The organism is Variovorax sp. efr-133-TYG-130, from assembly GCF_030208835.1.
Classification (GTDB): domain Bacteria; phylum Pseudomonadota; class Gammaproteobacteria; order Burkholderiales; family Burkholderiaceae_C; genus Variovorax.
Genome location: NZ_JARVTD010000037.1, coordinates 131,649 through 150,906, shown reverse-complemented (window position 1 = coordinate 150,906; position 19,258 = coordinate 131,649). Strand labels below are relative to the sequence as shown.

The 19,258-nt window shown below is 64.8% G+C and carries 18 protein-coding genes and 1 tRNA gene; 12 read left to right on the top strand and 7 right to left on the bottom strand.

The window, feature by feature from the left end; translation table 11 throughout:
- Positions 1-111 precede the first annotated feature (111 nt).
- Positions 112-1,041, top strand: a complete 930-nt coding sequence (locus QRN67_RS29115; protein WP_285414687.1) for an alpha/beta fold hydrolase — start codon at positions 112-114, stop codon at positions 1,039-1,041.
- Positions 1,042-1,050: 9 nt separating this feature from the next.
- On the opposite strand, the gene QRN67_RS29110 is transcribed toward QRN67_RS29115, so the two are convergent.
- Positions 1,051-2,061, bottom strand: a complete 1,011-nt coding sequence (locus QRN67_RS29110) for an aldo/keto reductase (RefSeq protein ID WP_285414686.1) — start codon at positions 2,059-2,061, stop codon at positions 1,051-1,053.
- 128 nt (positions 2,062-2,189) lie between these two features.
- Here QRN67_RS29110 and QRN67_RS29105 point away from each other — a divergent pair, with 128 nt between their 5' ends.
- The 3 genes from QRN67_RS29105 (at position 2,190) to QRN67_RS29095 (ending at position 5,386) form a co-directional block, all read left to right on the top strand.
- Positions 2,190-3,092: a LysR family transcriptional regulator gene (locus tag QRN67_RS29105; protein ID WP_081271278.1), complete on the top strand. Its 903-nt coding sequence runs from the start codon at positions 2,190-2,192 to the stop codon at positions 3,090-3,092.
- A 108-nt stretch (positions 3,093-3,200) separates the two neighbouring features.
- Positions 3,201-4,034 carry a MetQ/NlpA family ABC transporter substrate-binding protein gene (locus QRN67_RS29100; RefSeq protein ID WP_285414685.1) on the top strand — a complete coding sequence of 278 codons (834 nt, stop codon included), beginning with the start codon at positions 3,201-3,203 and terminating at the stop codon, positions 4,032-4,034.
- Positions 4,031-5,386 (top strand): LLM class flavin-dependent oxidoreductase, encoded by a 1,356-nt coding sequence (locus QRN67_RS29095; protein WP_285414684.1) that lies wholly within the window; start codon positions 4,031-4,033, stop codon positions 5,384-5,386. Before QRN67_RS29100 ends, QRN67_RS29095 begins: the two co-directional genes overlap by 4 nt.
- Positions 5,387-5,673: 287 nt before the next feature.
- Here the strand turns inward: QRN67_RS29095 and QRN67_RS29090 are convergent, their stop codons facing one another.
- The 4 genes from QRN67_RS29090 to QRN67_RS29075 are packed head-to-tail and all read right to left on the bottom strand — an operon-like array spanning position 5,674 to position 8,471.
- A complete protein-coding gene (locus tag QRN67_RS29090; RefSeq protein ID WP_081271275.1) occupies positions 5,674-6,024 on the bottom strand; it encodes a cupin domain-containing protein in 351 nt (116 codons plus the stop codon).
- A gap of 37 nt (positions 6,025-6,061) precedes the next feature.
- Complete coding sequence (locus tag QRN67_RS29085; RefSeq protein ID WP_081271274.1) at positions 6,062-6,889, bottom strand: MetQ/NlpA family ABC transporter substrate-binding protein; 828 nt, start codon at positions 6,887-6,889, stop codon at positions 6,062-6,064.
- Between the two features lie 39 nt (positions 6,890-6,928).
- The gene (locus QRN67_RS29080) at positions 6,929-7,591 is read right to left on the bottom strand and encodes a methionine ABC transporter permease (protein ID WP_081271273.1); all 663 of its coding nucleotides are present in this window, start codon (positions 7,589-7,591) and stop codon (positions 6,929-6,931) included.
- Positions 7,584-8,471, bottom strand: coding sequence for a methionine ABC transporter ATP-binding protein (locus QRN67_RS29075; protein ID WP_081271272.1), 888 nt, complete (start codon positions 8,469-8,471; stop codon positions 7,584-7,586). The genes QRN67_RS29080 and QRN67_RS29075 overlap by 8 nt, the downstream gene beginning before the upstream one ends.
- Positions 8,472-8,709: 238 nt before the next feature.
- On the opposite strand from QRN67_RS29075, the gene QRN67_RS29070 reads away from it, so the two are divergent.
- The 6 genes from QRN67_RS29070 to QRN67_RS29045 all read left to right on the top strand — a co-directional run bounded on the left by QRN67_RS29070 (position 8,710) and on the right by QRN67_RS29045 (position 15,324).
- Positions 8,710-9,522 (top strand): MetQ/NlpA family ABC transporter substrate-binding protein, encoded by an 813-nt coding sequence (locus tag QRN67_RS29070; RefSeq protein ID WP_285414683.1) that lies wholly within the window; start codon positions 8,710-8,712, stop codon positions 9,520-9,522.
- 187 nt (positions 9,523-9,709) lie between these two features.
- A protein-coding gene (gene prfB, locus QRN67_RS29065; RefSeq protein WP_106937221.1) for a peptide chain release factor 2 occupies positions 9,710-10,814 on the top strand; the annotation gives its coding sequence in 2 pieces (ribosomal slippage) (positions 9,710-9,790 and positions 9,792-10,814; 1,104 coding nt in all).
- Positions 10,815-10,819: 5 nt separating this feature from the next.
- Positions 10,820-11,506, top strand: a complete 687-nt coding sequence (locus QRN67_RS29060; RefSeq protein ID WP_285414682.1) for an HAD family hydrolase — start codon at positions 10,820-10,822, stop codon at positions 11,504-11,506.
- The gene (gene pepN, locus QRN67_RS29055) at positions 11,493-14,186 is read left to right on the top strand and encodes an aminopeptidase N (protein WP_285414681.1); all 2,694 of its coding nucleotides are present in this window, start codon (positions 11,493-11,495) and stop codon (positions 14,184-14,186) included. The genes QRN67_RS29060 and pepN overlap by 14 nt, the downstream gene beginning before the upstream one ends.
- Before the next feature lie 23 nt (positions 14,187-14,209).
- Positions 14,210-15,223 carry a class 1 fructose-bisphosphatase gene (locus QRN67_RS29050; RefSeq protein WP_106937218.1) on the top strand — a complete coding sequence of 338 codons (1,014 nt, stop codon included), beginning with the start codon at positions 14,210-14,212 and terminating at the stop codon, positions 15,221-15,223.
- Positions 15,224-15,248: 25 nt separating this feature from the next.
- Positions 15,249-15,324: transfer RNA gene (locus QRN67_RS29045), tRNA-Thr, on the top strand.
- A gap of 72 nt (positions 15,325-15,396) precedes the next feature.
- Here the strand turns inward: QRN67_RS29045 and QRN67_RS29040 are convergent.
- Entirely contained in the window at positions 15,397-16,239 is an 843-nt protein-coding gene (locus QRN67_RS29040) for an HNH endonuclease (RefSeq protein ID WP_503010952.1), read from the bottom strand.
- Positions 16,240-16,497: 258 nt separating this feature from the next.
- Between QRN67_RS29040 and QRN67_RS29035 the strand changes: the two genes are divergently transcribed.
- Both QRN67_RS29035 and QRN67_RS29030 read left to right on the top strand, forming a co-directional pair.
- A complete protein-coding gene (locus QRN67_RS29035; protein WP_285414679.1) occupies positions 16,498-16,911 on the top strand; it encodes a nucleotide pyrophosphohydrolase in 414 nt (137 codons plus the stop codon).
- A 1-nt stretch (position 16,912) separates the two neighbouring features.
- Positions 16,913-18,790: a DUF2075 domain-containing protein gene (locus QRN67_RS29030; protein WP_285414678.1), complete on the top strand. Its 1,878-nt coding sequence runs from the start codon at positions 16,913-16,915 to the stop codon at positions 18,788-18,790.
- Positions 18,791-18,829: 39 nt separating this feature from the next.
- Here QRN67_RS29030 and QRN67_RS29025 read toward each other — a convergent pair whose 3' ends face one another.
- Complete coding sequence (locus QRN67_RS29025) at positions 18,830-19,102, bottom strand: hypothetical protein (protein ID WP_285414677.1); 273 nt, start codon at positions 19,100-19,102, stop codon at positions 18,830-18,832.
- Positions 19,103-19,258 lie beyond the last annotated feature (156 nt).

Below are 19,258 nucleotides of genomic sequence, written 5' to 3'. Positions count from 1 at the left end.
GCCCCGACCCACGGCCTGCTGGACGCCCCATCAAAACCCGAGCGTTGCGCACCCGCCCGCTGTCCTGTGCCGGACTGCGTCAGCACAAAGGCCTCTTTATCATCGACGCCCATGTACCAAGCCCTCCGCCCCTCCCGCAGCGAATTCGTGCCCGTGCGCAACCTCAGCTACCACGTGCGCCTCTGGGGCCAGCCCTCCGACGCGCGCCCTCCCCTGGTGCTGGTGCACGGCTGGATGGACGTGGCGGCGTCCTGGCAGTTCGTGGTCGACGCCATGGAGGAAGACCGCTTCATCATCGCGCCCGACTGGCGCGGCTTCGGCCTGACCGACGGCGGCGGCGTCGACAACTACTGGCTCGCCGACTACCTGGCGGACCTCGAATGGCTGCTGGACCACTACGCCGGCCAAGGAGAAAGCGCCAGGCAGATCGACCTCGTCGGCCACAGCATGGGCGGCAACGTCGTCATGCACTACGCGGGCGTGCGGCCGCAGCGCATCCGCCGCCTGGTCAATCTCGAAGGCTTCGGCATGCCCGCGCGCAAGCCGGAAGAAGCGCCCGCGCGCTACGGCCAGTGGATCGACGAACTCAAGCGCCTGCACCGCGGCGAGATGGCGCTGGCCGGCTATTCGGCGGTGGACGGCGTGGCCCGGCGCCTCATGAAGACCAACCCGCGGCTCACGCCCGACAAGGCCAACTGGCTCGCCAGCCACTGGTCGGTGAGCCATGCGCAGCCCGACGGCAGCGAGCGCTGGCAGATCCTGGGCGACGCGGCGCACAAGATCGTCAACGCGCACATCTTCCGCGTGGACGAGACGCTGGCGCTGTACGCCCGCATCACCGCGCCGCTGCTCATGGTCGAGGCCTCCGACGACAGCCTGCACGGCTGGTGGAAGAACCGCTACACGCTCGACGAGTTCCACGAGCGGCTGAAATCCGTGCCCGCCGCTCGCATCGAGCGGCTGGAAGACGCGGGCCACATGCTGCACCACGACCAGCCGCAGCGCGTGGCGCGGATGATCGAGGACTTCCTGGCGGACTGAGCCTGCTGCTCAGCCGCGGCGCGGCTCACTGTCCAGCGTCGCCATCTGCGCCGCCGCATAGCGGTCGCCGGCCGCAGCGCCCTTGGGCACCGCGCGCTCGATGGCCGCCAGATCGTCGGCCGTGAGCCGCACGCTCGACGCGCCCAGCGCCTCGTCGAGCCGCGTGCGCTGCCGCGCGCCGATCAGCGGCACGATGTCATCGCCCTGCGCCGCCACCCACGCGATGGCAATCTGCGCCACCGTCACGCCCCTGGCATCGGCGATCTTGCGCAGCGCATCGACCAGCGCCAGGTTGCGTTCCGCGTTCTCGCCCTGGAAGCGCGGGCTGTGCGCGCGAAAATCCTTGGCGCCCGCGCTGTCCTTCGTCCAATGCCCGCTGATCAGGCCGCGCGAGAGCACGCCGTAGGCGGTGATGGCAACGCCCAGCTCGCGGCAGGTCGCGAGGATGTCGTCCTCGATGCCGCGCGAGATTAGCGAATACTCGATCTGCAGGTCGCAGATCGGGTGCACCGCCGCCGCCCTGCGAATCGTCTGCGAGCCCACTTCGGAGAGCCCGATGTGGCGCACGTAGCCCGCCTTCACCAGGTCGGCGATGGCGCCGATGGTGTCTTCGATGGGCACGTTCGCATCGAGCCGCGCGGGGCGGTACACGTCGATGTGGTCAACGCCCAGGCGCTGGAGCGAGTAGGTGGCGAAGTTCTTCACCGCCGCGGGCCGCGCGTCGTAGCCGATCCATCCGCCGGCCGGGTCGCGCATGGCGCCGAACTTCACGCTCAGCAGCGCCGCGTCGCGCTGCGAGCCCTTCAGGCCCTTCAGCGCCTCGCCGATCAGGATCTCGTTGTGGCCGCTGCCGTAGAAGTCGCCGGTGTCCAGCAGGGTGATGCCCTCGTCCATGGCGGCGTGGATGGTGGCGATGCTTTCCGCGCGGTCGGACGGGCCGTACATGCCCGACATGCCCATGCAGCCGAGCCCGAAGGCGGAGACTTGCGGGCCGGTGGCACCGAGTTGGAGTGTGTTCATGGTGACGATCCTTTCAGAGGGGCCGCGTGCGGTTGCGAGCGGCATGGGAGGTAGTCTGGAAGGAAACGCCCCGTTCGATAATCCGTCCGCCTCCGCACGGGTTGTGCGGAAAAAAGCACAATCAGGCCATGAACGAACCCGATCTCTCGGACCTGGGCGCCTTCGTGGCGGTGACGCGGGCGCGCGGCTTTCGCGGTGCCGCGGCCTTGCGCGGCGTGTCGCCCTCCTCGCTCAGCGAGGCCATGCGCAGGCTCGAAGCGCAGCTCGGCGTGCGGCTGCTGAACCGCACCACGCGCAGCGTCACGCCGACCGAAGCGGGCCAGCGCCTGCTCGACCGCATCTCGCCAGCGCTCGACGACATTGCCGGCGCGCTCGACACGCTCAACAGTTTTCGCGACAGCCCCACCGGCACGCTGCGGCTGAACGTGCCGACCATCGTGGCACAGCGCGTGCTGCCGCCGCTGGCCAGCAGCTTCCTGGCGGCTCACCCGGGCATCACGCTCGAAGTGACGACCAACGACACCTTCATCGACGTGCTCGCGGCGGGCTTCGACGCCGGCATCCGCTACGACGAGAGCATTGCCCGCGACATGATCGCCGTGCCGCTGGGCCCGCGCACGCAGCGCTTCGTGGCCGCCGCTTCGCCCGGCTACCTGGCGAAGCACGGCACGCCCAGGCACCCGACCGACCTGCTGAAGCACGCCTGCATCGCCCACCGCTTCCAGAGCGGCGTACTCGCGGCATGGGGTTTCGTGCGCAAAGGCAAGGCCGTCAAGATCACGCCGACCGGCCCGCTGGTTGCGTCGATGCTCAGCCTCGAACTGCACGCCGCCGAAGCCGGGCTGGGCCTGATCTACACCTTCGACGAATACCTGCGCCCCTCCATCGACCGCGGCACGCTGGTGCCGGTGCTCGAAGACTGGTGGCAGAGCTTCTCGGGGCCGTTCCTGTACTACCCGAGCCGCACGCACATGCCCGCGCCGCTGCGGGCCTTCGTGGATTTCCTCAAGCGCGAAGGCTCGACCGGCTGACGGATATTTGGCCAGCGGATAACCAAGCGCGCGAATCTTCGTTCGCACGGCGGGCGGCGCGACCTAGAGTGCCCAGCTCTCTTTGTTTGCTTCCCGGAGTTGCCCGTCATGCGTTTTCAGTTGCGCGCGCCCTCGCTGGCACGCTGGTCCGCCTCGCTGCTCGGCAGCCTTGCGCTGGGCCTGTTCATCCACGTGTCGGCCCAGGCTGCCGACCTGCGCGTGGGCTTCATGCCCGGCCCGTATCGCGACGCCTTCACCAACGGCATCGAGCCCCAGCTGAAGAAGCTGGGCTACACCGTCAAGTACGTCGAGTTCAGCCAGGGCGTGCAGCCCAACGACGCCGTGGAGCGCGGGCAGATCGACGCCAACATCTTCCAGCACACGCTGTACCTCAACGCCACCAACAAGCAGCAGGGCTTCGACCTGGTGCCCATCGTGCATGTGCCGACGCCGCCCATGGGCCTGTATTCGCAGCGCCACAAGTCGCTCGACGCGGTGCCTGACGGTGCCACCGTCACGCTGCCTTCGGACCCGGTGAACGCGGCGCGCGCGCTCAACATCCTTGCGGCTGTGGGCTGGGTCACGCTCAAGCCGGGCGTGAGCCCGATCGCGGTGTCGGAGCGCGACATAGCGAGCAATCCCAAGCGCCTGAAGCTGGTGCCGCTCGAAGCCGCGCAAGCCCCGCGCTCGCTGGCCGACGCCGACATCGCCGCCGTACAGGGCAACTTCGCGGTGGCCTCGGGGCTGAAGCTCACCGAGGCGCTCAAGCTCGAGGACATGACGCTGCCCTACGTCAACGTGGTGGCGGTCAAGCGCAGCAACGAGAACGCCAAGTTCGCGAAAGACATCGTCGCCGCCTACCAGTCGCCCGAGTTCCAGCGCTTCTTCAAGGCCAACCCGACCTGGGCCGGCTACCGCCTGCCCGACTACTTCGCCCAATGAGCGCTTCGAACCCCGGCCCCCGGCCGCGCCAGCTGCACCTGAACGTCAACATCCTGCACTCGGGCTTCGTGCCTTCGGCCTGGCGCCTGCCGGAGAGCGACCCGTGGGCCTTTGCGGACATCCAGCACTACATCCGCACCGCGCAGATCGCAGAGGCGGCCAAGCTCGACGCCGTGTTCCTCGCGGACAACGCGGCCATCGTCGACCAGATCCACTTCCGCCCGATCACCGCGCTGGAGCCCACGGTGCTGCTGGCCTGCGTGGCCGCCGCCACCACGCACATCGGCCTGATCGCCACGGCCTCGACCAGCTACAACGAGCCCTACAACATCGCCCGCCGCTTCGCCACGCTCGACCATGTGAGCGGCGGCCGCGCGGGCTGGAACGTGGTGACGACGGCCGACCTGCCGTCGGCGCGCAACTTCGGTCTCGACGCGGTGCCCGACCATGCGAAGCGCTATGCGCGCGCCTCGGAGTTCACAGACATCGTGAAGGCGTTGTGGGACAGCTGGGAAGACGATGCCTTCATCGGCAACAAGGCCACGGGCAGCTTCATCGACACGGCCAAGGTGCACGCCATCGCGCACCGCGGCGAGCATTTCGCGGTGCAGGGTCCGCTGAACCTGCCGCGCCCGCCGCAGGGGCACCCGGTGCTGGTGCAGGCCGGCGCATCGGCCGACGGCCGCGAGCTGGCGTCGCGCCATGCCGAGGCGGTGTTCTCGGCGTCGCAGTCATTCGAGGAGTCTCTGGCGTACGCGCGCGCATTGAAGACGCGCGCCGCCGAACTCGGCCGCGGCCCCGACGCGGTGAAGGTGCTCGCGGGCCTGACCACCATCGTCGGCAGCACCGAGGCAGAGGCGCTGCGCCGCCGCGACGAGCTGGTCGACCTGATTCCGTGGGACTACAGCCTGACGCGCATCGCGGGCACGCTGGGCGTCACGCCCGACCGCCTGAAGCTCGACGAGCGCCTGCCCGACGACCTGCCGCTGCCGGCCAATGGCAACGGCAACCACACTTTTTTCAACGCCGTGGTGGCGGCCGGCCGCACGCACGGCTACACGGTGCGCCAGCTGATCCGCGAGCTGGCGGGCGGCGGCGGGCACCGCGTGATCGTCGGCACGCCGGAGCAGATTGCCGACGACATCGAGCGCTGGTTCAGGGCCGGAGCGGCCGACGGGTTCAACCTGATGCCCGATGCGCTGCCGCACGGGTTGCAGGACTTCGTCGACGGCGTGGTGCCGATCCTGCAGAAGCGCGGAATCTTCCGCAAGGACTACGAGGGGCGCACGTTGCGCGATCACCTCGGGTTGGCGCGGCCTGGTGGACGGGCTGTGCAGCGATTGGCTGCGTAGCGTTTTTCATTCAGGCGCTTGTTCGGGGTGCGATCAGGCCGACGGGGTACCTTGCTCCGCGAATGTCCCCCGGGGCTGCGCCCCTCCTCCTTTATTTCGCTGCGCAAGGCACCCCATCGGCCTGATCGTGTGCAGAGCGGTGATTCATAGGCTGAACACCAGCAGCGTGCCCTGTGCACAGGGCGCCGGGTACTCCCCGCAGCGAAATAAAGGAGGAGGCCGCAGGCCGGGGGACATTCGCGGAGGGGAGTACCCGGTGGCCTGTGCACGCGCCCCGAACAAAGAACTCACTCCTCGTCCGCGTCGTTCCCGGTCAAGGACAGCACTTCTTCGACAAACGCCTCGAACAAAGGCAAAGAAGCAGGCAGACCGTCGAGCGACTCCGCCTCCCCCGCATCGAAGAAATGCGGCTTGCCGGCCGGCATGGCCGCCCATTCACCGGCCTCCAGCAGCAGGCCGAGATAGCCGTCAGCAGTGGGCACATAAAACAGCCCCGCGCTGTCCAGCACCCGCTGCCCCTTCTTCTTCCCGCGCCCCCAACTCACACCCTGCCCCGCCAGGTGCTCGGTGATCCAGCCGTCGCACACATGCGTGTCGCGCCAGCTTCCTTGGGCATCGAATACGGCCAGAACGGGCATGGGGAGCGTCCTTCGTCGGATGAAAGGAAAGAAAGGCTTACTGCAGGAAGCTGGGCTTGGCGTAGCCCTGGAACTTGCTGTCGACCACCGCCTTGAACTCCTTCGAGCGATAGGCTTCGGCGATGTCCTTGGCCCACTGGGTGTTCTTGTCGGCGGTCTTCACGGCCACCACATTCAGGTAGTAGTCGGGCGTCTTCTCGAGCACCACCGCTTCGGTGAGCTTCAGGCCCGACGAGATCGCGAAGTTGCCGTTGACGATCGCGTACTCGGTGTCGCCCAGCGAGCGCGGCAGCTGCGCGGCTTCGAGCGGAATGAACTTCAGCTTCTTCGGGTTCTCGGCCACGTCCTTTTCAGACGCGCGCAGCGGGTCGATGCCGGCCTTGATGGTGATCAGCTTGTTCTGCTCCAGCAGCACCAGCGCACGGGCCAGGTTGCTCGGGTCGTTCGGCAGCGTCACGCGGTCGCCTTCCTTCACATCGGCCAGCGTCTTGCGCTTGGTCGAGTACACGCCCATGGGGGCGATCGGGCCCTGCACCAGCTCGGTGATGTCGAGCTTCTGGTCGGCCGCGAACTTCTTCAGGTAGACCTGATGCTGGAAGAAGTTGGCGTCGAGCGAACCCTGGGCCAGCGCCAGGTTGGGCTGCACGTAGTCGTTGAACTCCACCAGCTTGACCTTGTAGCCCTTCTTTTCGAGGATCGGCACGATGCCGGCCTTCAGCTGGTCGGCGTTGGAGCCGGCGGTGCCGCCGATCACCAGGTTCTTCTTGGCGGGGTCTTGCGCATGGGCCTGCAGCGAGAGGCCGCCGAGCGACAGCGCGGCCAGGGACAGGGCGAGAACGGAACGGCGCAGGAAAACGGTCTTCATGAGATAGAGAAAGCTAGCTAGGGAAAAGAAAGAATCAACTCAACGCTTGTCGAGCCTGCTTGCCGTGGTGTTGCCCACGAACTGCAGGATCTGTACCAGCACCACGAGCAGCGCCACGGTGAGCACCATCACGTCGGTCTGGAAACGGTAGTAGCCGTAGCGGATGGCCAGGTCGCCGATGCCGCCGCCGCCCACCACGCCGGCCACCGCCGAGTAAGACAGGAAGCTCACGGCCAGCACGGTCAGCGCCAGCACCAGGCCCGAGCGGGCCTCCACCAGCAGCACGCGCCAGACGATCTGCAGCTCGGTCGCGCCCATGGCATGGGCCGCCTCGATCACGCCGCGCGGCACTTCGCGCAGGCACTGGTCGACCAGCCGCGCCAGGTAGGGAATGGCCGCGAACGACAGCGGCACCGCGGCCGCCAGCGGGCCGATCGACGTGCCCGCGATGACCCGCGTGAACGGCACCAGCGCCACCAGCAGGATGATGAAAGGGAACGAGCGCACCGTGTTCACCAGCCAGTTGAGCACCAGGAACGCAGGCTTGTTCTCGAGCGACTGGCCCGGGCCCAGCAGGAACAGCAGGATGCCCAGCGGCCCGCCGATGAGCACCGCCGCCGTGAGGCCGATGGCCAGCATCATGAAAGTCTGGCCGGTGGCGACCCACAGCTCGGGGAGGATAGGGGCGATGTTCTCAAACACAGGCGGGCTCCTTGGCGGCCACGGCCGTCGCGGCGCGGTCTTGTTGCTGCTGCTGCGCCTGTTGCTGTTCGCGCACGTCGCGTTCGCGCCGGCGCACCAGTTCGTCGATTTCGCGGCCCAGCGCGGTCTTGCGCTCTTCGTTAGGCGCATCTTCGACGGCGAACTGCTCGATCAGGCGGCCCTTTTCGAGGATGGCCACGTTGCGGCACAGCACCTCGACCACCGACAGCTCGTGCGTCACGATCACGATGGTCACGCCGATCTTCTGGTTGATGTCGCGCAGCGTCTCCAGCAGCGAGCGCGTGGTCTCGGAGTCGAGCGCCGAGGTGGGCTCGTCGCACAGCAGCACCTGCGGGCGCGGCGCCAGCGCGCGGGCGATGGCCACGCGCTGCTTCTGGCCGCCGGACAGCTGCGCCGGGTAGGTGTCGATCTTCTCGGCCAGGCCCACCAGGGCCAGGCATTCGCGCACGCGCGCGTCGATTTCGGCCCTGGAGTGGCGGCCGTGGATCTTCAGCGGGAAGGCCACGTTGTCGAACACCGTGGCGTTCTGCAGCAGGTTGAACTGCTGGAAGATCATGCCGATGTTCTGGCGCGTGTCACGCAGCTCGCTGCGCGAGAGCGTGGTGAGGTCGCGGCCGCCCACGAAGACCTGGCCCGCGTCGGGCCGCTCCAGCAGGTTGATCAGGCGCAGCAGCGTCGACTTGCCGGCGCCGCTCTTGCCGATCAGGCCGAACACGTCGCCCTGCTGGATTTCGAGCGACAGCGAATGCACGGCGTCGAACACCTCGCCGCTGGGCAGTGCAAAGGACTTCTGCACGGATTGGAGTCGGATGACGGGTGCCGCGCTGGCGCGGCCCGCATCGGGCGAAGGATGGCTCATTGGGAAGAAGCGCGCCCGGCGAGGGCGCCGGGCACGGAGGTTCGCGAAAAAGGTGCCGAGTATGAAAACAAAAGCGGCAAAAGGGAACGAAGAAAAAGGATGCTGTTTATATCGCATACAGCATAAGAAAACCTCGATGCGCGCCATGCACGCCATATCGATATGCCTATTCGTTCGTTCCCAATTCCTTGCTGCAGTGCCACATTCGCGCCTTCATTTTTTCGATTTCCGCACTGTCATGCACTCCACTTTCCGCCGCCGCAGCCTTTTCATCGCCACGCTGGCCGCAGCAGTCTTCAGCGGCAGCGCTGCCCTGGCCCAGGACAAGAACAACATCAAGGTCGGCGTTTCCGTCGGCAACGGCGAGCAGATCTTCGAGGTGGTCAGGAAGGTCGCCGCCAAGGACGGCCTGAACATCCAGGTCGTGGTGTTCAACGACTACCAGCTGCCCAACGCGGCGCTGGCCTCGGGCGACCTGGACGCCAACGCCTTCCAGCACCAGCCCTTCCTGGACAACCAGATCAAGGCACGCGGCTTCGACCTGGTGCCGGTGGGCCTGACCATCACCGCGCCGCTGGGCTTCTACTCGCGCAAGATCAAGTCGGTCGACCAGCTGCCGGACGGCGCATCGGTCGGCATCCAGAACGACCCGTCGAACGGCAACCGCGCGCTGTTGCTGCTGCAGCAGGCCGGCCTCATCACCCTCAAGCCCGAGGCCGTGAAGAACAACAACGCCACCCCGCTGGACGTGGTGACCAATCCCAGGAAGCTGAAGCTGGTGGCGCTGGACGCCGCCCAGCTGCCGCGTTCGCTCGACGACCTGGCCATTGCCGCCATCAACAACGACTACGCGGAGAAAGCCGGCCTGTCGTTCAACAAGGACGCCGTGATCAAGGAATCGCCCAAGAGCCCCTACGCCAACCTGATCGCCGTGCGCCGCGCCGACAAGGACAAGCCCTGGGCCAGGCGCCTGGTGGCGGCCTACCAGTCGCCGGAGGTGAAGAGCTTCATCGAGACGCAGTTCAAGGGCTCGCTGATTCCCGCGTTCTGATGACTTTCTCCCTCCCCCGCCGGGGGAGGGTTGGGGTGGGGGCAAGCGGCGCTCGCACTAAACGCCCTGCCCGCCCCCATCCCGGCCTTCCCCCAGCGGGGGAAGGAGCAATACGGGGGCGCTCCCGGCCCGGTTGCCGGAGCATGAGAAAATGTCCGGTTTCCCCCGAACACAGTCAGGACACCCCATGGACGCAGAACAGATCAACCAAATCGGCGCAATGCTCGCGGACCTGAGCGCCCGCACGGTCGATTTACGGAGGTATCTTTGACTACGATGCCAAAGCTGAACGACTGAGGACAGTCAACGCATCGCTCGAAGACCCGAACGTCTGGAACGACCCGAAGAAGGCCCAGGAGCTGGGCAAGGAGAAGAAGTCGCTCGACGACGTGGTCGTCACGCTCGACCGTCTCACCAACGGGCTGTCGGACAACACCGAACTCTTCGAGATGTCGAAGGAAGAAGGCGACATGGACGGCCTGCAGTCCATCGCCGATGACGCCGCCGCGCTCGAAGCCGACATCAAGCAGCTCGAATTCCGCCGGATGTTCAACAACCCGGCCGACCCGCTCAACGCCTTCATCGACATCCAGGCCGGCGCCGGCGGCACCGAGGCCTGCGACTGGGCCAGCATGCTGCTGCGCCAGTACCTGAAGTACGCAGAGCGCAAGGGCTTCAAGACGCAGATCGAAGACGAAACGCCGGGCGACACCGCCGGCATCAAGGGCGCGACCATCAAGGTAGAAGGCGACTACGCCTTCGGCCTGCTGCGCACCGAAACGGGCGTGCACCGCCTGGTGCGCAAGTCGCCGTTCGACTCGTCGGGCGGGCGCCACACCAGCTTTGCCAGCATCTTCGTGTACCCGGAAATCGACGACTCCATCGAGATCGAGATCAACCCGGCCGACGTGCGCACCGACACCTTCCGCGCCAGCGGCGCCGGCGGCCAGCACATCAACAAGACCGACTCGGCCGTGCGCCTGACGCACATTCCGACCGGCATCGTGGTGCAGTGCCAGGACGGCCGCAGCCAGCACAGCAACCGCGACGTGGCGTGGAAGCGCCTGCGCTCGCGCCTGTACGACCACGAGATGCGCAAGCGCCAGGAAGAACAGCAGAAGCTCGAAGACAGCAAGACCGACGTGGGCTGGGGCCACCAGATCCGCAGCTACGTGCTGGACAACAGCCGCATCAAGGACCTGCGCACCAACGTCGAAGTCTCGGCCACCCAGAAGGTGCTGGACGGCGACCTCGACGTGTTCATCGAAGCCTCTCTCAAGCAAGGCGTGTAACCCCAATGAGCCTGATGCACGGCAAGGTCGAAGCCTTCATCTTCGACATGGACGGCACCATGATCGACTCCATGCCCTGGCATGCGCGGTCGTGGGTCGAATTTGCGCAGAACCACGGCGTGAAGCTCGACGTGAGCGAAATCCTTGCGCGCACCACCGGCCGCACGGGCACGGAGAGCATGCGCGAGCTGTTCGAGCGCGAGCTGTCCGATGCCGAGTGCCAGGCCCTGGTGCACGAGAAAGAAGAGATCTACCGCGCCATGTTCCACGACAACTTCACCGAAGTGGCCGGCTTCACCGCCTTCGCCAAGGCGGCCGAGGCGCGCGGGCTCAAGGTGGCGGTGGGCACGGCGGGCGACAAGGGCAACATCGAGTTCGCCATGTCCCGGCTGAAGATGGACCCGCTGCCGCTGGCCATCGTGGGCGGCGACGAAGGCTTCAGCGGCAAGCCCACGCCCGCCATCTTTCTCGAAGCCGCGCGCCGCATCGGCGTGGCGCCCGAGCGCTGCATCGTGTTCGAAGACGCGCCCTTCGGCATCGAGGCCGCGCGCCGCGGCGGCATGCGTGCCGTGGCCGTGTGCAGCACCCATACCGCCGCGGAGCTGGCCGGCCCCCACGTGATCGCCGCCGTTCGCGACTACAACGAACTCGCCCATTCAAATTTTCTGGAGACCCTCGATGCTGCAGCGTGACGCCCAAGGGCAACCCATTGCCATTCGCCGCGAAGACTATGCCGCTCCGGCCTACTGGATCGACACCGTCGACCTGACCTTCGACCTCGACCCCGCCAAGACCCGCGTGCTCAACCGCATGCAGATGCGCCGCAACCCCGATGTGCCGGTGCAGCCGCTGCGCCTTGACGGCGACGAGCTGAACCTGGCGCGCGTGCTGGTCAACGGCCAGGGCGCGTCGTTCCGCATGGAAGGCGACCAGCTCGTCATCGACGGCCTGCCCGATGCGTTCGAGCTCGAGATCTTCACCACCTGCTGCCCCATCAAGAACACCAAGCTGATGGGCCTGTTCGTGAGCGAAGACACCTTCTTCACGCAGTGCGAGGCCGAGGGCTTCCGCCGCATCACCTATTTCCTCGACCGTCCGGACGTGATGGCGAGCTACACCGTCACGCTGCGCGCCGCCAAGGCCGCCTACCCGGTGCTGCTGTCGAACGGCAACCTGGTCGAACAGGGCGAACTGCCCGAAGGCCGGCACTTTGCCAAGTGGGTCGACCCGTTCAAGAAGCCCAGCTACCTGTTCGCCCTGGTGGCGGGCAAGCTGGTGGCGCGCGAGCAGCGCATCAAGGCGCGCAGCGGCAAGGAACACCTGCTGCAGGTGTACGTGCGCGCCGGCGACCTCGACAAGACCGAGCACGCGATGAACTCGCTCATCAACTCGGTGCTGTGGGACGAGGCCCGCTTCGGCCTGCCGCTGGACCTGGACCGCTTCATGATCGTCGCCACCAGCGACTTCAACATGGGCGCCATGGAAAACAAGGGCCTGAACATCTTCAACACGAAGTACGTTCTGGCCAACCAGGCCACCGCCACCGACGCCGACTACAGCAACATCGAAAGCGTGGTCGGCCACGAGTACTTCCACAACTGGAGCGGCGACCGAGTGACCTGCCGCGACTGGTTCCAGCTCTCGCTGAAGGAAGGCCTCACCGTCTTCCGCGACCAGGAATTCAGCCAGGACCTGTGCGCCGACGCCTCGGCCCGTGCCGTGAAGCGCATCGAAGACGTTCGCGTGCTGCGCACCGCCCAGTTCCCCGAAGACGCGGGCCCCATGGCCCACCCGGTGCGGCCCGACAGCTACATCGAGATCAGCAACTTCTACACCGTCACCATCTACGAAAAGGGTGCCGAGGTGGTGCGCATGATGCAGACGCTGGTCGGCCGCAAGGGCTTCGAGAAGGGCATCACGCTCTACTTCGAGCGCCATGACGGTCAGGCCGTGACCTGCGACGACTTCGCGCAGGCCATTGCCGACGCCAACCCCGAATCCGAACTGGCCCGCCTGCTGCCGCAGTTCAAGCGCTGGTACAGCCAGGCCGGCACGCCGCGCCTTGCGGCCCACGGCGTGTACGACCCCGCAAACCGCAGCTACACCCTGAGCGTGGTGCAGAGCTGCCCGCCCACACCGGGCCAGCCGGTCAAGGAACCCTTCGTCATTCCGCTGAACGTGGGCCTGCTCGACGCCAACGGCCGCGAACTGCCGCTGCAGCTCGAAGGCGAAAGCGAAGTGACGCGCGGCACGCGCACCCTGGTGCTGTCGCGCGCCGGCGAGCAGATCACCTTCGTGGGGCTGGACGCCGAACCCGTGCCTTCCATATTGCGCGGCTTCAGCGCACCGGTGATCCTCGACTTCGAGTACACCGACGCCCAGCTGCTGACCCTGCTGGCCAACGACCCCGACCCGTTCAACCGCTGGGAAGCCGGCCAGCGCCTGGGCCTGCGCGCCGCGCTGCAGGGCATTGCCGCCCTGGCCACCGACACCACGCCGGTGCTCAACGACGCCTACATCGACGCCATGCGCAGCGTGCTGCGCAACCCGCAGCTCGACGCCGCCTTCAAGGAACTGGTGCTCACGCTGCCGTCGGAAACCTACATTGCCGAGCAGCTCGAAGTGGTCGACCCGCAGCGCGTGCATCTGGTGCGCGAAGCCATGCGCGCCCAGCTGGCCACCGCCCTCTTCGCAGACTGGCAACAGGCCTACGAAGACAACCACGACACCGGCGCCTACAGCCCCGACCCGACATCGTCGGGCCGCCGCGCGCTGGCCGGCATGGCGCTCAACTTCCTGTGCCTGGCGGCGCGCGCCTCGGGCGACGTGGTGTGGCCGGGCAAGACGCTGCAGCGCTTCAAGGACGCGGGCAACATGACCGACCGCTTCAACGCGCTCAACGCGCTGGTGTCGTCGGGCCACACCCTGGCGGCGCAGGCGCTGGCGCGCTTCCACGCCATCTTCAAGGACGAGGCGCTGGTCATCGACAAGTGGTTCTCCCTGCAGGCCGGCGCCAGCGACCGCGGCGGCGACATCCTGCCGCTGGTGAAGCAGCTGATGAAGCACCCCGACTTCTCGCTGAAGAACCCGAACCGCGCGCGCAGCGTGATCTTCAGCTACTGCAGCGCCAACCCCGGCGCATTCCACCGCCCCGACGCGGCCGGCTACGTGTTCTGGAGCGAACGCGTCATCGAGCTGGACGCCATCAACCCGCAGGTGGCCGCGCGCCTGGCGCGCTCGCTCGACCGCTGGAGCAAGCTGGCCGAGCCGTACCGCAGCGCCGCGCGCGAAGCCATTGCCCGCGTGGCCGCCAAGCCCGACCTGAGCAAGGACACCCACGAAGTGGTTACCCGCGCTCTCGCCGGAAACTGAAGCAACCGAACCCCACAAGACACATGGCTCAACAAAAGATTTCCCTCACCCGCTACCTCGTCGAACAACAGCGCGCCGACGGCCTCATTCCCGGCCAGCTTCGCCTGCTGCTCGAAGTGGTCGCCCGTGCCTGCAAGAGCATCAGCCAGGCCGTCAACAAGGGCGCGCTGGGCGGCGTGCTCGGCACGGCCGAGAGCGAGAACGTGCAGGGCGAGATCCAGAAGAAGCTGGACATCATCGCCAACGAAGTGCTGATCGAGGCCAACGAATGGGGCGGCCACCTCGCGGCCATGGCCAGCGAGGAAATGGAATCCATCCACGTGGTGCCCAACCGCTACCCGCAGGGCGAATACCTGCTCATGTTCGACCCGCTGGACGGCAGCAGCAACATCGACGTGAACGTGAGCATCGGCACCATCTTCAGCGTGCTGAAGAAGCCCGACGACCACCCCGGCGTGCAGGAAAGCGACTTCCTGCAGCCCGGCACTCAACAGGTGGCCGCCGGCTACTGCATCTACGGCCCGCAGACCACCCTGGTGCTGACCGTGGGCAACGGCGTGGCCATGTTCACGCTCGACCGCGAGCAAGGCAGCTTCGTGCTGACGCAGGAAGACATCCAGATTCCGGCCGACACCAAGGAATTTGCCATCAACATGAGCAACATGCGCCACTGGGACGAGCCCGTGAAGCGCTACATCGACGAATGCCTGGCCGGCAAGGAAGGCCCGCGCGGCAAAGACTTCAACATGCGCTGGATTGCCAGCATGGTGGCCGACGTGCACCGCATCCTGATGCGCGGCGGCGTCTTCATGTACCCGTGGGACAAGCGCGAGCCCGAAAAGGCCGGCAAGCTGCGCCTGATGTACGAGGCCAACCCCATGAGCTGGCTGGTCGAGCAGGCCGGCGGCGCCGCCACCAACGGCAAGCAGCGCATCCTGGAGCTGCAACCCTCCAAACTGCACGAGCGCGTGAGCGTGATGTTGGGTTCTAGAAACGAAGTTGAGCGCCTGACGAAGTACCACGCAGAGAAAGCCTGATTTTTTGTCTATAATCTGAGGCTTCGCCGGTGTAGCTCAGTCGGTAGAGCAGCTCATTCGTAATGAGAAGGTCGGGTGTTCGATTCATCTCTCCGGCACCAAATAAAAGCCCCTGATTCGCAAGAGTCAGGGGCTTTTTCCTTTCCGGCCCTTAGTCGGGCTCAGCCGCGAAATCAGGTTGGTTCAGACGCCTCCAGAACCCGAAGTCTTTCCCTCAGCATCAGATTCTTTGCCTGAGCGTGCTCGCCGTAGTGGACTTCTCTATGGCATGCAGGGCAAAGAGCCGCAACAAACTGCGGGTGATCAGGGCCACCGTCAGACAAGCGAGTGGTGTGGTGCGGCTCTAAGTACGGCAAACCATCGCTTCGACGAAAAGGCGCAGGCTCCTTGCAAAGCTCACAGACACCGGCCGCACGCTTCAGCACATAGTCGCGTACTGCTCGGCTGCGCTCGTATATCGTGCGGCTCCCGTTTTTGCTGTCATCCAAGCCACTGACCTTAGAAGCGGCAATTGCCCGACGTCTCGAATCTTGAAGCGTCATGTGCTTCGCAGGCTCATCTGCCGAGGCAAGCTCGAACTGCTCTAGTCGTGTGACAGGCACGAGTCTAAAAATGATTGCCCTACGGGAATTGCCGTCTACATCCGGCGCAATGACCCACTTGTGATCCTGATAGACAAATTCACCAAGATATTTTTGTCCCTTGCCCCTGCCGACGGCATGAAACAGGTGCAGCGCCTTGCCATGGCTTGAATGGTTCAGCACCGCCAAGTTGCCACGGACAAATTCCATGTGGCCCTTTTGGCCTTCACCGAAGTAAAAAAAGGTGCCCTCCTCGTCGAATCGGTCAGCGTAGCCGTAGCGCTCGCCGCTTCCGGTGAACAGGAAAGTCACGGGGGCCTGTGCGGAATTAGATATGCCACCCTGCCGCCCCCCTCCATAGACCAAGTGGAGATCCTGCAAGCGGCGATAGATATGCCCCAGCGTGAAGGTCGGAGGCGTTTGTGCATCCCCCATCTCAATTCGCAGCGAAATCAATCTGTGCCGACCGCCCAAGGGTCAATCCAACGGGGTGACAGGGCTCACTTCGAGCCCGTACTCCCTGAATTGCACAGAAATTGACGTTCATCACCCGCTCCAAGTTAACGATTGGTGACATACTTTAACGTCAACGTCCGCCGCAGTTAACGATTGCCTCGCGACGCGCTGTTCTTAGATGTGAGCAAGACCGCTCGCTTGCATCGCATTGGCCATGAAACACGCAAAAGCCCCCACATGACTGACGCCAGCAATTCGACGTCAAACACGGCACTCGTAGACCTCTCACAACTCGCAGCACAACTGGAGCAGTTTGCAGACGAGCGCGATTGGGCCCAGTTCCATTCACCCAAAAACTTGGTAATGGCACTGACCGGCGAAGTCGGCGAACTGAACGAAATCTTCCAGTGGATGCCGGAAGAAGCTTCCAAGGCGGCAGGCCGAGATCCACAAACGGCTCGCGCTGTTCAAGACGAGATCGCGGACGTCTTGCTCTATCTCGTTCGCCTGTCTTCCGTACTGGGCGTGGACCTCAACGCTGCCGTTCAACAAAAGCTGAAGGCAAACGCCCTGCGCTACCCCGCAAACAAGGTACGCGGCAGCAGCAAGAAGCACAGCCGGCCTGAAGCCGGCGAATCTGGGAAGGATTGATGTGATCGTCTACGAGGCAGACAAGAAGCAATTTCTCAGCGACAACAACGACCGAGATATCGAAGACGTAATCCTCGCCAAATACCTCAGCGCCACCGGGCGCAAAGTGCCGGCGGCTGAGATGAGGTCATGGCGTGATTCGCTCGGCTACATGTCCAAGGTACTCAGTGACTCTGAAATTCCGGACGACGTCGGCGTGGCCGTCGAACTGCACATCCCGCAAAGCTCCAAGCGCATCGATATCAGCTTGACCGGTCGAGGTCACGACAACGCGAAGAACGTTGTCATCGTCGAACTAAAACAATGGGACAAGGTGAAGTCCACTATGAAGGACGCACTGGTCAGCACCTACCTCGGCGGCGGACACCGCGAAGTCGTGCACCCCTCGTACCAAGCGTGGTCCTATGCCTCTCTGATGGAGGGCTTCAACGAGGCCGTCTACTCCGGTGGCATCGCCGTACAAGCCTGCGCTTATCTGCATAACTACGAGCGCGACGGCGTCATCGACTCGGACCACTACGCCGATTACATTGCGAAGGCACCGCTGTTTCTTCGGGGCGAGACCGAACGAGGCTTGCTGCGCACCTTCATCAAGCAGCACATCAAGTTCGGCGACCCGAAGGTGCTCTACGAACTGGCTAACGGCCGCATACGGCCATCAAAGGCGCTCAGCGACAGCCTTGCAGCCTTGTTGAAGGGGAACGCCGAATTCATCTTGATCGATGATCAGAAAGAGGTTTACGAGCACATCTTGGCCGCAGGCCGATCCGCATCGAGCGCGAGTCCCAAGGTAGTGATCGTCGAAGGCGGACCGGGGACTGGCAAGACAGTGCTCGCCATCAACGCATTGGTCACACTGATGGGTGCCGGCCTCAACTGCAAGTACGTCTCGAAGAACGCAGCGCCCAGACGTGTCTATGAGACCAAGCTCGTGGGCACAATGAAGCGCACGCACTACGCCAACCTCTTCACAGGCTCTGGTGGCTTCATCGATACGCCCGCCGATCAGTTCGACGTGCTGATCGTGGATGAGGCGCACCGGCTTAACGAGAAGAGCGGCTTATACGGAAATCTGGGCGAAAACCAGGTCAAGGAACTCATTGCTGCCGCCAAGTGCACGGTGTTCTTCATCGACGAAGACCAGCGCGTAACGCTGAGCGACATCGGCACCAAGAAGACCATCCGTGAATTCGGTGTTGGCAAGGGCGCGGAGGTGTCGGAGCACGAACTGGCCTCGCAGTTCAGGTGCAGCGGCTCGGACGGATACATCGCTTGGCTCGACAACACCCTTGATGTACGCAAGACCGCCAATAAAACGCTCACGATAGCCGAGTTCGACTTTCAAGTATTCGGCACACCCGGCGAGCTGCATGAATCGATCGCGGCGAAGAATACGGCAGGTACGGCACGCGTGGTCGCTGGCTACTGCTGGCCGTGGACCAGCAAGAAAGACCCGAGGTCCTTCGACATCGTTATTGGTGACTACCGGAAGCGCTGGAACCTAGACGTCGACGGAAGCCTGTGGATCATTGCGCCGAACTCGATCAACGAGGTGGGCTGCATTCACACGTGTCAAGGTCTGGAGGTGGACTACATCGGGGTCATCATCGGACCAGATTTGATCGTGCGAAACGGACACGTCCAGACTGTGCCGGCAGCACGAGACCGCTTCGACAAGACGCTGCGCGGCTACAAGACCCGCTTCAAGAAGAACCCCGAAAGCGCCGCTGCAGAAGCGGATCTCATCATCAAAAATACCTACCGCACACTGATGACACGCGGCATGAAGGGGTGTTACGTCTACTGCAGTGACGAAGAGACCGCCAACTACTTTCGCGAGCGGCTGTCACCCGGCGCGCTCGCTGCGGCTTCGCCATAGAGAGGGTCGGCGCAGCAAAGTGCGCGCCGCCCGATCCCCTCAGGCGCTTTGCCGATCCATCGCATGAAGCCTTTGCAGCAACTCCTGGGCGAGCCGGGCAATGTCGTCCGCCAAGTCGGACGCGAGCCACATGAGGTTGTCTCGATGCCGCTCGCCGATTTCTTCGAACCAGCCACTCCGGTCGCCGTAGCAGCAGCTCAGCAGAGATTGCATTTGGGACAACTTGTTCTCAAGAATGTCCAAGGCGTCGGGCCCAGTGGCGGTGTGGTGGGATGAGGGCGTGTTTTGCCCGGCGATAATTTGATCAGCCATTTGATGTGCTCGCTTTCCAAAGTCAGTGCACGTTGATTGGTCAGACGGCCATGGTGTTAGCGCACCTTGGCCGTCGCCTTTTGTGTCTCACATCGACATCGCGCGGTGTGCATCGATGTCCCGCCGTGAGGCGCGGCGACCGACAAATGTACGAAG

What these genes read in the sequence shown, in the direction of transcription:
- QRN67_RS29070 (WP_285414683.1), top strand. Translation starts at nt 8,710, where the DNA reads ATGCACTCCACTTTCCGCCGCCGCAGCCTTTTCATCGCCACGCTGGCC.
- pepN (WP_285414681.1), top strand. Translation starts at nt 11,493, where the DNA reads ATGCTGCAGCGTGACGCCCAAGGGCAACCCATTGCCATTCGCCGCGAA.
- QRN67_RS29095 (WP_285414684.1), top strand. Translation starts at nt 4,031, where the DNA reads ATGAGCGCTTCGAACCCCGGCCCCCGGCCGCGCCAGCTGCACCTGAAC.
- QRN67_RS29040 (WP_503010952.1), bottom strand. Translation starts at nt 16,239, where the DNA reads ATGGGGGATGCACAAACGCCTCCGACCTTCACGCTGGGGCATATCTAT.
- QRN67_RS29110 (WP_285414686.1), bottom strand. Translation starts at nt 2,061, where the DNA reads ATGAACACACTCCAACTCGGTGCCACCGGCCCGCAAGTCTCCGCCTTC.
- QRN67_RS29060 (WP_285414682.1), top strand. Translation starts at nt 10,820, where the DNA reads ATGAGCCTGATGCACGGCAAGGTCGAAGCCTTCATCTTCGACATGGAC.
- QRN67_RS29115 (WP_285414687.1), top strand. Translation starts at nt 112, where the DNA reads ATGTACCAAGCCCTCCGCCCCTCCCGCAGCGAATTCGTGCCCGTGCGC.
- QRN67_RS29050 (WP_106937218.1), top strand. Translation starts at nt 14,210, where the DNA reads ATGGCTCAACAAAAGATTTCCCTCACCCGCTACCTCGTCGAACAACAG.
- QRN67_RS29035 (WP_285414679.1), top strand. Translation starts at nt 16,498, where the DNA reads ATGACTGACGCCAGCAATTCGACGTCAAACACGGCACTCGTAGACCTC.
- QRN67_RS29090 (WP_081271275.1), bottom strand. Translation starts at nt 6,024, where the DNA reads ATGCCCGTTCTGGCCGTATTCGATGCCCAAGGAAGCTGGCGCGACACG.
- QRN67_RS29075 (WP_081271272.1), bottom strand. Translation starts at nt 8,471, where the DNA reads ATGAGCCATCCTTCGCCCGATGCGGGCCGCGCCAGCGCGGCACCCGTC.
- QRN67_RS29025 (WP_285414677.1), bottom strand. Translation starts at nt 19,102, where the DNA reads ATGGCTGATCAAATTATCGCCGGGCAAAACACGCCCTCATCCCACCAC.
- QRN67_RS29100 (WP_285414685.1), top strand. Translation starts at nt 3,201, where the DNA reads ATGCGTTTTCAGTTGCGCGCGCCCTCGCTGGCACGCTGGTCCGCCTCG.
- QRN67_RS29085 (WP_081271274.1), bottom strand. Translation starts at nt 6,889, where the DNA reads ATGAAGACCGTTTTCCTGCGCCGTTCCGTTCTCGCCCTGTCCCTGGCC.
- QRN67_RS29105 (WP_081271278.1), top strand. Translation starts at nt 2,190, where the DNA reads ATGAACGAACCCGATCTCTCGGACCTGGGCGCCTTCGTGGCGGTGACG.